12 protein-coding genes are annotated in these 12,869 nt (G+C 67.4%); 2 read left to right on the plus strand and 10 right to left on the minus strand.

The annotated features are described in order from the left end of the window. Nucleotides 1–66 precede the first annotated feature (66 nt). The 5 genes from AC1DEY_RS12450 to AC1DEY_RS12470 form a co-directional block, all read right to left on the minus strand. The gene (locus AC1DEY_RS12450) at nucleotides 67–1,434 is read right to left on the minus strand and encodes a glutamyl-tRNA reductase (protein WP_476868197.1); all 1,368 of its coding nucleotides are present in this window, start codon (nucleotides 1,432–1,434) and stop codon (nucleotides 67–69) included. A 116-nt stretch (nucleotides 1,435–1,550) separates the two neighbouring features. After that, complete coding sequence (hisN, locus tag AC1DEY_RS12455) at nucleotides 1,551–2,363, minus strand: histidinol-phosphatase (RefSeq protein ID WP_476868198.1); 813 nt, start codon at nucleotides 2,361–2,363, stop codon at nucleotides 1,551–1,553. A 76-nt stretch (nucleotides 2,364–2,439) separates the two neighbouring features. Beyond that, nucleotides 2,440–3,555 carry a ribosome small subunit-dependent GTPase A gene (gene rsgA / locus AC1DEY_RS12460; RefSeq protein ID WP_476868199.1) on the minus strand — a complete coding sequence of 372 codons (1,116 nt, stop codon included), beginning with the start codon at nucleotides 3,553–3,555 and terminating at the stop codon, nucleotides 2,440–2,442. Continuing rightward, nucleotides 3,539–4,942, minus strand: a complete 1,404-nt coding sequence (gene aroA / locus AC1DEY_RS12465) for a 3-phosphoshikimate 1-carboxyvinyltransferase (protein WP_476868200.1) — start codon at nucleotides 4,940–4,942, stop codon at nucleotides 3,539–3,541. Before aroA ends, rsgA begins: the two co-directional genes overlap by 17 nt. 7 nt (nucleotides 4,943–4,949) lie before the next feature. Next, nucleotides 4,950–5,465, minus strand: coding sequence for a DoxX family protein (locus tag AC1DEY_RS12470; RefSeq protein ID WP_441407466.1), 516 nt, complete (start codon nucleotides 5,463–5,465; stop codon nucleotides 4,950–4,952). Between the two features lie 248 nt (nucleotides 5,466–5,713). Here AC1DEY_RS12470 and AC1DEY_RS12475 point away from each other — a divergent pair, with 248 nt between their 5' ends. Continuing rightward, nucleotides 5,714–6,451: a sigma-70 family RNA polymerase sigma factor gene (locus AC1DEY_RS12475; RefSeq protein ID WP_441407467.1), complete on the plus strand. Its 738-nt coding sequence runs from the start codon at nucleotides 5,714–5,716 to the stop codon at nucleotides 6,449–6,451. Then, nucleotides 6,448–6,708 (plus strand): mycothiol system anti-sigma-R factor, encoded by a 261-nt coding sequence (gene rsrA / locus AC1DEY_RS12480; RefSeq protein ID WP_390203920.1) that lies wholly within the window; start codon nucleotides 6,448–6,450, stop codon nucleotides 6,706–6,708. Before AC1DEY_RS12475 ends, rsrA begins: the two co-directional genes overlap by 4 nt. A gap of 127 nt (nucleotides 6,709–6,835) precedes the next feature. Here rsrA and AC1DEY_RS12485 read toward each other — a convergent pair whose 3' ends face one another. From AC1DEY_RS12485 to AC1DEY_RS12505, 5 genes are all read right to left on the minus strand, one after another. Next, a complete protein-coding gene (locus AC1DEY_RS12485; RefSeq protein ID WP_104061284.1) occupies nucleotides 6,836–6,910 on the minus strand; it encodes a 50S ribosomal protein bL37 in 75 nt (24 codons plus the stop codon). A 117-nt stretch (nucleotides 6,911–7,027) separates the two neighbouring features. Then, nucleotides 7,028–7,681 (minus strand): PadR family transcriptional regulator, encoded by a 654-nt coding sequence (locus tag AC1DEY_RS12490; protein WP_476868201.1) that lies wholly within the window; start codon nucleotides 7,679–7,681, stop codon nucleotides 7,028–7,030. Then, the gene (locus tag AC1DEY_RS12495; RefSeq protein WP_441407469.1) at nucleotides 7,681–8,511 is read right to left on the minus strand and encodes a DUF4097 family beta strand repeat-containing protein; all 831 of its coding nucleotides are present in this window, start codon (nucleotides 8,509–8,511) and stop codon (nucleotides 7,681–7,683) included. Before AC1DEY_RS12495 ends, AC1DEY_RS12490 begins: the two co-directional genes overlap by 1 nt. Nucleotides 8,512–8,660: 149 nt before the next feature. Continuing rightward, nucleotides 8,661–9,260: a GDSL-type esterase/lipase family protein gene (locus AC1DEY_RS12500; protein WP_441407470.1), complete on the minus strand. Its 600-nt coding sequence runs from the start codon at nucleotides 9,258–9,260 to the stop codon at nucleotides 8,661–8,663. A 111-nt stretch (nucleotides 9,261–9,371) separates the two neighbouring features. Further along, the coding region (locus tag AC1DEY_RS12505; RefSeq protein ID WP_476868202.1) for a multifunctional oxoglutarate decarboxylase/oxoglutarate dehydrogenase thiamine pyrophosphate-binding subunit/dihydrolipoyllysine-residue succinyltransferase subunit at nucleotides 9,372–12,869 on the minus strand (3,498 nt) is incomplete at its 5' end.

The raw sequence follows: 12,869 nt of genomic DNA on the forward strand, positions 1-12,869 counted from the left end.
GTAGGACATCAGCGCAGCCGGGGAAAAGGCGCCGGCGATTGTGAAGCGGATTATTACGGACCAGGCCTACGAAGCACGCGGATCCGCCGCAACACGCGTCAGGGGAGGCAAGGTGCGGGCGCCGGCGGGCTGGACACTGAGGCCGAACAGGGCCTCCACTGCTGCCGCGTAGTCGTGCTGCCGGCCGTCCGCGGCCAGTTCCCGCGCGCGGACTGTTGGAAGGTGAAGCAGCCGGCGGACCATTCGGCGCATCGCCAGGTTCACATCCTCAGCCTGGGCGGCGCTGCCGTGTTGCCGCAGGACGCGCTCCATTTCAGCTTCGAGGACCTGGTGGACGTGCCGGCGCAGGGCCACGATTGCGGCGTCGGCTGCGCGCAGTTCCTCGCGTTTTTCGAAGCGGTGCGCCGCCTGCCGGACCATGGCGCGGGCGAGGCGGAGCGCCTCGGCGTCCGCCGGGGGAGCGGCGGATCCAACAGAGTCCAGGGTGATCAGTTCAACGCCCGGCAGATCCGCCACACCGGGGTCGAAGTCATGGCTGGGAGCGAGGTCGATGACGGTGAGGGGATGGACGGTGCCATCCCGCCAATCCGCCAGTTGGGCTGCCCCGATGCGCTTCTCCGTGCCGCTGCAGCCAATGATGATTTCTGCCCGCGCAACGGCGGCGGGCAGCTCCCGGTCCGTCAGCGGCGTGCCACCCCGGCTTGCCACAMACGACTCCGCCCGGCCGGATTGGGAGAAGACGGAAATGGTGGGGCATCGTTTGCTCCTGAGGATCTCCGCGACGCACGCGGCGTAGGAGCCGGTGCCAAAGAGGACCACGGACGCATCGGCCAGGGACGGCTGTGCTCCTCCGGCGGTGGCCAAATCAAGGGCCACGGATGCTATGGACCTGCTGGTGCTGCCGAGCGCGATCCGGGCCCCCACAGCCCTGCCGGTGCGGGACGCCTCCTGAAACAGCCGGACCAGAAGCCCGCCCGCAGTACCCGTAGCCTGTGCTTCAGCGAGGGCGCGCCGGACCTGGCCCGCGACGTGGCGCTCGCCCACCACGACGGAATCCAGGCCGGCTGCAACGGAGAAGAGATGTTCCGCCGCCGACGCCCCGGAGAAGTGCTCGAACAGGCACGCAAGCCGCGCCGCGGGGAGGTTCGCGCAGAGGCGGACCGTACCCAGGGCCTCGGAACAGGCGGCTGCTACGTGCTCCCCGGACGCCACCTCGCAGTAAATCTCGAAGCGGCTGCAGGTGGACACGATGACGGCTCCGGACACGGCGGAACTGCCGGCGAGCAGATGCTGGCCCAGTTCCGGGGAGACGGCGTGGAGCCTGGCGGCGGACTCTATGTCCAGGTCCCGGTACTTCGCAATGAGGACCAGCAGGACCGGACCGACGCCGGGGTCGGGGGTTTCGGGATCCGCGGGGTGAACCGATCCAGACATGGCTGCCCTCCTGCCACTCGATGCCCGCTCCGCGCCATGACTGACAGCGCCATGACTGACAGTGAAGCTGGGGACAGAGTCGTACAGGGGCCCTTGGGAATCCTTGAGGGTGGAGCCTAGAGGAGGTCGTCGAGCCCTGGGTTGAGCCGCTTGAGCACTTCCGAGTGGAGGATTGAGTTGGTGGCCAGGGCGTTGCCGCCGAAGGGGCCGTCCTCGCCCTCGAGCGAGGTGAAGCGGCCGCCGGCCTCGGTCACGATCGGCACCAGCGCGGCCATGTCGTAAAGGTTCAGTTCGGGTTCGCAGGCGATGTCAACGGCACCCTCGGCCACGAGGCAGTACGACCAGAAGTCGCCGTAGGCGCGGGTCCGCCAGACCTCTTCGGTGAGGCCCAGGAACTCGTCCAGGTTCCCGCGCTGCTTCCAGCCGCCCAGGCTGGAGTAGGACAGTGAGGCGTCCTCGAGCTTGGATACGTTGGAGACCTTCAGCCGTGTGGCGGCGGCGAGCGAGCGGCCCGTGTAGGCGCCTGCTCCCTTCGCAGCCCACCAGCGCTTGCCCAGTGCCGGCGCGCTGACGACGCCGACCACCGGCTCGCCCTCGTCGACGAGGGCGATCAGGGTGGCCCAGACGGGCACGCCGCGGACAAAGTTCTTGGTGCCGTCGATCGGGTCGATGATCCAGCGGCGGGAGCCATGGCCCGAGCTGCCGAATTCTTCGCCCAGGACCGCATCGCGCGGACGGGAGCGGGAGAGCTGGCCGCGGATGGCCTCTTCAGCCGACTTGTCGGCATCGGTGACGGGGGTGAGGTCCGGCTTCGTCTCGATCCGAAGGTCGAGCGCCTTGAAGCGGCTCATGGTCTGGGAATCGACGGAATCTGCCAGTACATGGGCAAGGCGCAGGTCATCGTTGTAGCTTGAAGCGGATTGGCTCATGGTTCCAAACTACCGTCAAAGCGGCCCGGCCGCCGGGAGGCCGCGGCACTGCGCCGCCGCCCGCGAACCCGGCTGGCTAGGACACGGTGCCCAGTTCCTTGGTTTCCTGCGCTTCCATCCGCGGGTCAGTGCCCAGCAGCCGGCGTAGGGACGCGAGCCGGGCGGGTCCGGAGGGTCCCGCGTGCCCGGCCGCAACCCACTTGTCGACGCCGCAGTTGACGGCGGTGGCGTCGTGTTTGCAGCCGCGTTCGCAGTCATCGGTGCCCGGTTCCAGGTCCGGGAAGGAACGCAGGATCCGGTCGGGGTCCACGTGGGCCAGCCCGAAGGACCGGATGCCGGGGGTGTCGATGATCCAGCTGCCGGCCGGGGCGTCGTTGACCTTCAGTGCCAGCGCGGAGGAGGAAGTGTGGCGGCCGCGGCCGGTCACCGCGTTGACGCCTCCGGTAGCCCGCTCGGCCCCGGTCAGGGCGTTGACCATGGTGGACTTGCCGACGCCGGAATGGCCCAGCATCACGGTGACCTTGCCATCGAGATAGCCGCGCAGCTGGGACACCGCGTCCTTGTCCAGCCGGGCGGAGAGCCCGTCGTCGGAGCGGGCGTCAATGCCGGAAGCGGCGGAGTCCGCCGTTTTGGAGATGATGACGGGGAAGTCGAGGTGCTGGTAATTGGACAGCAGCTCTGCGGGATCCTTGACGTCTGCCTTGGTGACGAGCAGCAGCGGCTCAATGCCGGCGTCGTACGCGGCCACCAGAGCGCGGTCGATGAAACCGGTCCGCGGCTCGGGGTTGGCGGCGGCGACCACCACCACCAGCTGGTCGGCGTTGGCCACGACGGCGCGTTCGATCGGATCGGTGTCATCGGCACTGCGGCGCAGCAGCGTCTTGCGGTCCTGGATCTTGACCAGCCGCGCGAGGGTGTCCGGCTCGCCGGTGACGTCCCCCACCAGGGAGACGAAGTCGCCGGCCACCACAGGATTGCGGCGCAGTTCCCGGGCCCGCGCCGCGATGATCTTGCGTTCGCCGGGGGTCCCTTCATCGACGACGGCCGTGTAGCGGCCGCGGTCAACGGTGATGATGCGTCCGGTGACGGCGTCGTCGTGGGCGGGCCGGTCCTTCGTGCGCGGCCGGGTGCCCTTCTTGTTCGGGCGGATCCGGACGTCGGACTCGTCCCAGGAATCAGTGCTGCGTGCCACCGGCGGTGTCCTCATCTGCGGCGGGTCCCTGTGCCAGCATCGCTTCCCAGAGCTGCGGGAAGTCGGGCATGGTCTTGGCCGTGGTCGCGATGTCCTCGACCTCCACGCCGGGCACGGCAAGGCCAAGGATGGCGCCGGCGGTGGCCATGCGGTGGTCCGCGTAGCTGTGCACCACGCCGCCGTGCAGCGTGGCCGGGCGGATGATGAGACCGTCGGCGGTCTCTTCGGCGTCGCCGCCGAGGCGGGTGATTTCGGCGACGAGGGCGGCGAGCCGGTCCGTTTCGTGGCCCCGGAGGTGGGCGATCCCGGTCAGCCGCGAGGGACCCGCGGCCAGTGCACAGAGCGCCGCAACAGTCGGGGCGAGCTCGCTGGTCTCGTCGAAGTCGCCGCCCTTGATCTGCGGCCCGCCGGTGACGGTCAGGGTCCCGCGCTCCACGCTCACGTCCGCGCCCATGGCGGTCAGGATGCCGCGCCAGAGGTCGCCCACTTGGGTGGTTTCCGCGGGCCAGTTCGGGATCCGCACGGTGCCGCGGGTAGCGAGGGCAGCCGCCAGGAACGGTCCGGCGTTGGAGAGGTCCTGCTCGATCCGCTGGTCGAAGGCGCGGATCGGGCCCGGCGCGACAACCCAGTGGTTCGGCACGGAGTCATCAACCGCCACGCCCACGCCCCGCAGCACGGCCACGGTCATGTTGATGTGGTCCAGGCTTGGCACGGGCTTTCCGACGTGTTCGAGGTGGAGTCCCTCGGTGAAGCGTGCACCGGCCAGCAGCAGGGCCGAGACGAACTGGGACGACGCGCTGGCGTCGATGACGAGGTGTCCGCCGCGCACTTCGCCCGTGCCGTGGACGGTGAAAGGCAACGACGACGTCGTTCCGCCGTCGGGCGCGCTCACCGCGACACCCAATCCGGTCAGGGCCTCGATGATGGTGCCCATCGGGCGTTTGCGGGCGTGCGGGTCGCCGTCGAAGCGGGATTCGCCACGGCGCAGCGCCGCGACCGGGGGCACAAAGCGCATGACGGTGCCGGCCAGGCCGCAGTCGATCGCGGAGTCCATCGCCGCGGCGTCCAGGCTGATCGGACTGATTTCCAGGTCGGGGCCGAAGGCGCCGTCGCCGGGAACCTCGGTGACTGTGGCTCCCAACTGCCGCAGGGCCTCAATCATCAGGGCCGAATCCCGGGAGTGCAGGGGAGCGCGGAGACGGGACGGCCCGTCCGCGAGGGCCGCGAGCACGAGGTACCGGTTGGTCAGGGACTTGGAGCCCGGAACGGTGACGGTGGCATCGACCGGCCGTGCCGCGAAGGGCGCAGGCCAGTGCGGACCGGTGTCGGGAGTATCCAGGCCGGCAGAGTGGGAAGGGGCCGCTGCGGAGGGGGTGGTGCCAGTCATTACCGTCTTAGGCTCCGGCTGTGTGGTCGACGGCCTTGCGGACGACTTTGTCGGCCTTTTTCAGCTGTTTGTTGGTTGTCTTCCGGGCGTCCGCGGCCAGGTGTCCGGCCCGCCAGGCCAGGCTGGGCTTGCCGGCGGTATCGACCGCGGCGAGGAGGACGCCGCCGGTGAGGGAGACGTTTTTCAGGAGCTGCTTGCGGCGGGCGTTGCGGGCCTCCTTGGACGTGATGTCCGCGCTGCGCCATTCGACGTAGGTGTTAAGGACCGAAATCACGGCGAGCACGGTGGCTGCCAGCCGGGCGGACTTGCCCAGAGCGAAGCAGACGCCGGCGCCGACCTGGGTTCCGCCGATCACCCGGGCCAGGACTTTTTCGTTGGGCTGGAACGGCAGCGAGTCGGCCGCGCGGCGTACCAAAGGGGACAACTGTGTGGCGGTGTCGTCCGCGTTCTTGAGCTTGTCCATGCCGGCGAGCACGAAACTGGAGGCGAGCATGGGCCGGGCGAGAAAGCGGACAAACGACATGAATTTCCTCCTGGATGGACGAACCGCGGCTTCACTGCGGGAGAACCGGTTCTAGTCTTGCACTTTTGCGGAATATTTGCCCGCAGCGCGTGGTTGTGAAAGGCAGATCCCAGCAGGCTCAGGAAGGCGGACATTTGACGCGGGTGTTGGACAGGGCGGAACTGGAAACCGGTTCGGGACAAACGTGGGGCCTCGCGCTTCCGGCTGTTCCGGGTGCCCGGCAGAAGGTAACAGTAGACTTGAACGCAATGAGCACCATGGACCCGGCCGTTGCGGCCATGCACGAGGTTGCCGGAAACGACGCCACGCCCACGAAAAGTTCTGCCGCCTTGGAAACCGAGGTGGACGGAAAGCCCCTGGACGTCTCCACCGAGTCCGCGGAAGAGCGCCGCGTGCGCTTTGAGCGTGACGCCATGCAATATGTGGACCAGTTATATTCGGCGGCCATGAGGATGGCGCGGAATCCCTCCGACGCCGAGGACCTGGTCCAGGAGGCGTACACGAAGGCGTTTTCCGCGTTCCACCAGTACAAGCCCGGAACCAATCTGAAGGCCTGGCTGTACCGCATCCTCACCAACACCTACATCAACCTGTACCGGAAGCGCCAGCGCGAGCCGCTGCAGTCGAATTCGGACACCATCGAGGACTGGCAGCTTGCCCGCGCCGAGTCGCATACCTCGTCCGGCCTGCGGTCGGCGGAGGCCGAGGCCCTGGACCACCTGCCCGATTCTGATGTGAAGCGCGCCCTGCAGTCGATTCCTGAGGAGTTCCGGCTGGCCGTGTACTTCGCGGACGTCGAGGGATTCGCGTACAAGGAAATTTCAGAAATCATGAACACCCCCATCGGAACCGTCATGTCCCGGCTGCACCGCGGCCGGAAGATGCTGCGGGACATGCTTGCGGACTATGCCGCCGAACGAGGATTCAGGGCCGCCACCGAGTCAAACGACGCGGCCGACAGCAAGAAACAGGAGAACAGGAAATGAGCGACTGCCAGGGACTGGGCGATTGCGACGACGCCCGGATGCAACGTATCTATGAGTATCTGGATGGCGCACTCACGCACGAGGACATCGCAGAGATCAAGAACCATCTGGACAGTTGCCCGGAGTGCCTGGAGCAGTACGACCTCGAATGCGTCATCCGCGTAATGGTCAAGCGTTCGTGCACCGAAGCGGCTCCGGAAAACCTCAAGAACTCCATCCTGGACCGGATCCACTCGATCCGGACTGTGGAAGCCTGAGCCCTGCACCGCTCACTGCCTGAGGCTCGCGGCACGGCCTGAGGCTCTCCTCACTGCATAAGCCAAAGACCCCGGAACCGCTAGGTTCCGGGGTCTTTCGCTCAAAGCATTCAATCCAAGCTTTTGCTTAGGCGTTGGGGCGCTTACCGTGGTTCGCGCCGCCACGCTTACGGTCACGACGTTTACGTGCACGTTTGCTCATAGCTGGCCTCCTTAATCTTGGTACTCAAAAGAGCTGCCCTCAAGTCTCCCACATCACGGCACGTGCCGCGAACCGGGGGCGCCGTGCGACGGGCCGCGGCCGGGTTGGCCCCGGGGGTCAGGCATTGAGCGAATTACGGATCGAGATCCGGGCCTGGTCCAGCACCGTCTTGACGGTTTCGAGCGTGACGGCCGTGACGGGGCTGCTCCCGGCGTGGCGCCGCAGTTCCACCCGCATGTCGTCACGGAAGGCCTGCACCAGCAGCTCCGCCTCCTTCAGCCGCCGTTCGCCCTCCGGGGAGTACCACGGGCTGCCAGCGCCGGCGGCAGAACCAGTGGCGCCGGCGGAACCGGTTCCGCTGGCAGAACCCGCACGGGCCGAGGTCCGCGCCGCCTCCGCCGTCGCCGCGAGGTCGGCCCGGAGGCCGCGCATGTTGACGCGGATGTCCTGGCGAAGGTTGTCGGCGAGCCGGCGCACAGAGGCCGAGATGTCGTTCTCGACGCCGGCGAGTTCGTCCCGCCGGCTGTTCAGTTCCAGGAGTCCCGCCGGGGTGATGCTGTAGTTGGTGCGGCGGCCCTCCGTGTGGGTGGCCACCAGCCCTTCCTCCTCGAGCTTGCCCAGGCGCGGGTAGATGGTGCCGGCGCTGGGGGAGTACGTGCCGCCGAAACGCTCGCTGAGGGCCTTGATGAGCTCATAGCCGTGCTTGGGGCCGGACTCGAGCAGGGCGAGCAGGTACAGCCGCAGCGCCCCGTGGGCGAAGACGGGAGGCATCAGCCGGCCGTTTCGGTGTCCACGGTGGGCTGGCCGTGGAAGATCGACGTCTTTCCCGAGACCGAGTTGGTCCGGACCAGCATCAGCTTGGTGTCCGGCCCCGCAATGGTCTGCACCGTGCCGCCGGACTGGTGGGCGTACTTTTGGTCGTCGATAACCACCGCGCCGCTGGCGGACTTGGCGATGATGTCCACTCCGACGTCGTGCGGAAGCCGGATGGTGACGTCACCGGAGACCGAATTGGCGCCAAAGTCCTGGGTGAAGCCGTGCAGGTCGAAGTTCAGGTCGCCGCTGACGGTGTTCGCGCGGATATGGCTGAATTCGCCCGAGGCCGTGACCTCGCCGGAGACGCTCTTGGCAGTCAGGACGCCGCGGTGGTTGCGGGCGATCACCTCGCCGCTGACGGTCTTGACCGACAGGTCCCCGGAGGTGCCGTCGGCCAGCACGGATCCGGAGACGGTGTTGAGCCGGGCGTGGCCGCTGGTCCCGGAGACCATGCCGTCGCCGCTCACCGTCCCGGCCTCCACCTCGACGCCGGCCGGCAGGGCGATGCTGATGACCACCGAATTGCTGCTGCCGTTGTTGACGGTGTCCATCAGGTTCTTGAACCAGCCCTGCGGCCCGTGCAGCTGGTGGCGGACTTCCAGGCGGCCGTTGATGACAGAAACCGACAGCGGGTCGCCGTGGATTTCGGACACCTCGACCCGTGCCACATCCTCGTCATGGGTGACGATGTCGAAGCGGCCGCGGACGATGCCGAGCTTGAGGGAGCGGACGTCATCGACGTCGATTGTCTGCGGGCCGGTCACGGTCCACGAGTTCTCTGACATGGTTCCTCCGGAAAGCGAAAGGTGGCTGGGGACTAACGATATATCGCGACTATGAAGTCACGATATATCGCGCCTGCCGTCAGGTCAAGATATATCGCGAAAATCCCGGAAGGGTGGAACCAGCAGCTGGCCTGCCGCCGCCGGCGGGACTATTCCGGTGCGTCCAGGCCGAGCCACTGGAACCAGCCGCGGTGCAGCACGAGCCACGCCATCAGGCCATACCCGGCCTGGCCGGGCGTGCCGCCGTTGGCCGCGAGATCCTGGCGCCACTGCTCGTGGTTCAGCAGCGGCGAGAAAGTGTCGACGTACAGGTGCTTGCGGCGCGTGGTGACGTCGGCGAACGCGGTGTTGAGTTCGCCGAGCCTGCGGTTTTGCGCGGGGTCAAGCGTGGGCGGCGGCCCCACGACAAAAACCTCGATCTTGTTCTGGGAGGCGGAGTCCAGGATGTTGGCGAGGTTCAGGCGGCTGCGGGCCGTTGACAGGCCGAACTCAATGTCGCGTCCGGACAGGCCGATCACCAGGCGGTTTTCGTGGTTGTTGCCGAAGCGGCGGCCGGCCTCCTCGAGCCAGCGCGCGGCGATTCCCTCGGTGCCCTCTTCCGGGCATGGCAGGGAGTAGCACTCCAGGGCCATCCCGTCCTGCGGTGTGCGGGCCAGGACCCGGCCCCACCAGCCCAAGGCGCGCGGATCACCGAGCCCGGCCAACAGCTCGTCCCCAACGGCTGCGATCCGCAGCTTCCGATCTTCCACGACTACCTCTTCACTTCAACGCTGTCCATCAAGCTGACCACTAATAGTCCATTAAACAGAACTGCCCGGCCGGAGTGTTGTGTTTCAGTCTCCGGCCGGGCAGTAATGACGCTATTTACGTGCGAATGCCTGCTTGAGCAGGGCGTCCTGTTCCGCCGCGTGGCGCTTCATCGACCCTGCCGCGGTGGAAGCCGAGGCGGGGCGCGAGATGAGGCGGACCCGGCGGTCCAGGGCGTCGGGCAGGTTCAGGCCAATGAACGGCCACGGACCCTGGTTGGCCGGCTCGTCCTGCGCCCAGACCACTTCGGCGTTCGGGTATTTGGCCAGCTCGGCAGCGATCTCGGCGACCGGCAGCGGGTAAAGCTGCTCGACCCGCACGATCGCCGTGGTGGTGTTCTCGGTCTTCTGTCGGGTGGACAGCAGATCGTAGTACAGCCGGCCGGAGACCAGCAGCACGCGTTCGACGGCGTCGGACTGCAGCTGGGCGTGCTCCGGGATGACGGGGCGGAACGAGCCGGTGGTGAAGTCCTCCACCGAGGACGCCGCGGCCTTCAGGCGCAGCAGCTGCTTCGGCGTGAAGATGATCAACGGCTTGCGCGGCTTGCTGTAGGCCTGGCGGCGCAGTAGGTGGAAGTGCGAGGCCGACGTCGTGGGGTTGGCCACGATCATGTTCTCCTCGGCGCACATCTGGAGGAACCGCTCGATGCGGGCGGAGGAGTGGTCCGGGCCCTGGCCCTCGTAGCCGTGCGGCAGCATGAGGACCAGCGAGGAGCGCTGGCCCCACTTCTGCTCTGCGGAGGAGATGAACTCATCGATGATGGTCTGCGCACCGTTGACGAAGTCTCCGAACTGTGCTTCCCAGAGCACCAGGGCGTCCGGGCGCTCCACGGAGTACCCGTATTCGAAGCCCATGGCGGCGTATTCGGAGAGCAGGGAGTCGTAGATCCACAGCTTGGCCTGGTTGTCCGAGAGATGGGACAGGGGCAGCCATTCGTCGCCGTTGGCGCGGTCGTGGAAGACGGCGTGACGCTGCACGAAGGTGCCGCGGCGCGAGTCCTGGCCGGCGAGCCGGACGGGGACGCCTTCCATGGTGAGCGAGCCGAACGCGGCAAGTTCGCCGAAGCCCCAGTCGATGCCGCCTTCGCGGGACATCGCTTCACGCTTCTCGAGCAGCTGCTTGAGTTTGGCGTGGACGGTGAAGCCCTCCGGGATTTCGGTGTGGGCCTTGCCGATGCGTGCCAGGGTCTCCGCGGAGATCGCGGTGGAGGCCGGGGCGCTGACACCGGAATCGGACTGCTGGGCCATGGGGCGTTCGAGATCGGACACCGCGGCGGAATCGGCCGTGATGATCGGGATCGGGGACGTCTGGGCCGCGTGCGTTTCGGCGAAGACGCGCTCCAGGCGTTCCTGGTAGTCGCGCAGCAGCTGCTCGGCTTCTTCCTCGGTGATGTCACCACGGCCGATCAGCGATTCGGTGTACAGCTTGCGGACGGAGCGCTTGGCTTCGATCAGGTTGTACATCAGCGGCTGGGTCATCGAGGGGTCGTCGCCCTCGTTGTGGCCGCGGCGGCGGTAGCAGACCATGTCGATGACAACGTCCTTGTGGAACCGCTGGCGGAACTCGTAGGCGAGCTGGCCGATGCGGACCACGGCTTCCGGGTCGTCGCCGTTCACGTGGAACACCGGTGCCTGGATCATCTTCGCGACGTCCGTGGAGTACGTGGAGGAACGCGAGGACGACGGCGCGGTGGTGAAGCCGACCTGGTTGTTGACCACGATGTGGATGGTGCCGCCGGTGCGGTAACCGCGCAGCTGGGAGAGGTTGAGCGTTTCGGCCACAACGCCCTGGCCGGCGAAGGCGGCGTCGCCGTGCACCATGATCGGCAGCACGGGGAAGGCCTCGCCCTGGTCCAGGCGGTCCTGCTTGGCGCGGACGATGCCTTCGAGGACGGAGTCGACCGCCTCGAGGTGGGACGGGTTCGCGGCGAGGTAGACCTTGGTCTCCTTGCCGTTGTCCGAGGTGAAGGTGCCCTCGGTGCCGAGGTGGTACTTCACGTCGCCGGAGCCCTGGACCGAACGGGGGTCCTGGGTGCCTTCGAATTCGCGGAAGACCTGGGCGTAGGTCTTGCCCGCGATGTTGGTGAGCACGTTGAGCCGGCCGCGGTGGGCCATGCCGATCGCCACTTCGTCGAGTTCGTCGTCGGCGGCGTCGGAGATAATGGCGTCGAGCAGCGGAATCAGGGATTCGCCGCCTTCGAGCGAGAAGCGCTTCTGGCCGACGAATTTGGTCTGCAGGAAGGTCTCAAAGGCCTCGGCCGCGTTGAGCTTGGAAACGATGCGCAGCTGCTCGTCGCGGCTCGGCTTGGAGTACGCGTGCTCCAGCTGGTCCTGGAACCACTTGCGCTCGGCGGGGTCCTGGATGTGCATGTATTCGATGCCGGCGGTGCGGCAGTAGGCGTCGCGGAGGACGCCGAGGATGTCGCGGAACTTCAGCATCGGCTTGCCGCCGAAGCCGCCGGTGGGCCACTCGCGGTCCAGGTCCCACAGGGTCAGGCCGTAGGTCAGGACGTCGAGGTCCGGGTGCTTGCGCTGGACGTACTCGAGCGGATCGGTGTCCGCCATGAGGTGGCCGCGCACGCGGTAGGCGTGGATCAGCTGCTGGATCCGGGCGACCTTGTTGATCTCGTCGGCCGGGTCCACCTGCAGGTCCGGGCTCCAGCGCACGGGCTCGTACGGGATGCGCAGGGCCTCGAAGATCTCGTCGTAGAAGTTCTGGGCGCCCAGCAGGAGCTGGTGCACGAGCTTGAGGAACTCGCCGCTGCCGGCACCCTGGATGACGCGGTGGTCATAGGTGGAGGTCAGGGTCAGGACCTTGCTGATCGCGTTCTGCGCAATGATCTTCTCGCTGGCACCCTGGAACTCGGCCGGGTAGTCCAGTGCGCCGACGCCGATGATGGCGGCCTGGCCCTTGGACAGGCGGGGCACCGAGTGGACGGTGCCGATGCCGCCGGGGTTGGTCAGGGACACGGTGGTGCCGGAGTGGTCATCCGCCGTCAGCTTGCCGTTGCGGGCGCGCTTGATCAGGTCCTCGTACGTGTGCCAGAACTCGGCGAAATTGAGGGTCTCCGCCTTCTTGATGTTCGGGACCATGAGCAGGCGGGTGCCGTCAGGCTTGGGCATGTCGATCGCGATGCCGAAGTTCACGTGTGCCGGCTGGACAGCCACCGGCTTGCCGTCGATCTCGTCGTAGTAGACATTCATCGACGGGAACTGGGACAGGGCGCGGATCACGGCGTAGCCGATCAGGTGCGTGAAGGAGACCTTGCCGCCGCGGGCGCGGGCCAGGTTGGAGTTGATGACCACGCGGTTGTCGATGAGCAGCTTTGCCGGGATGGCACGCACGCTCGTGGCGGTCGGCACTTCCAGGCTGGTGACCATGTTCGACGCAATGGCCTTGGCCGGGCCGCGCAGGACGGAGACGACGTCCTCTTCCGGCGCCGTCGGGGCCTTGACGTTCTTGGGCAGCTGCGCCGGGATCGGCGCCGTGCCGGGGCCGGCGTCGGAGGTCCTGGCGCCGTCCCGGGCGGCGGTGGCCGGGGCCCGCTTGGC

Source organism: Arthrobacter sp. 05T47 (assembly GCF_056395825.1).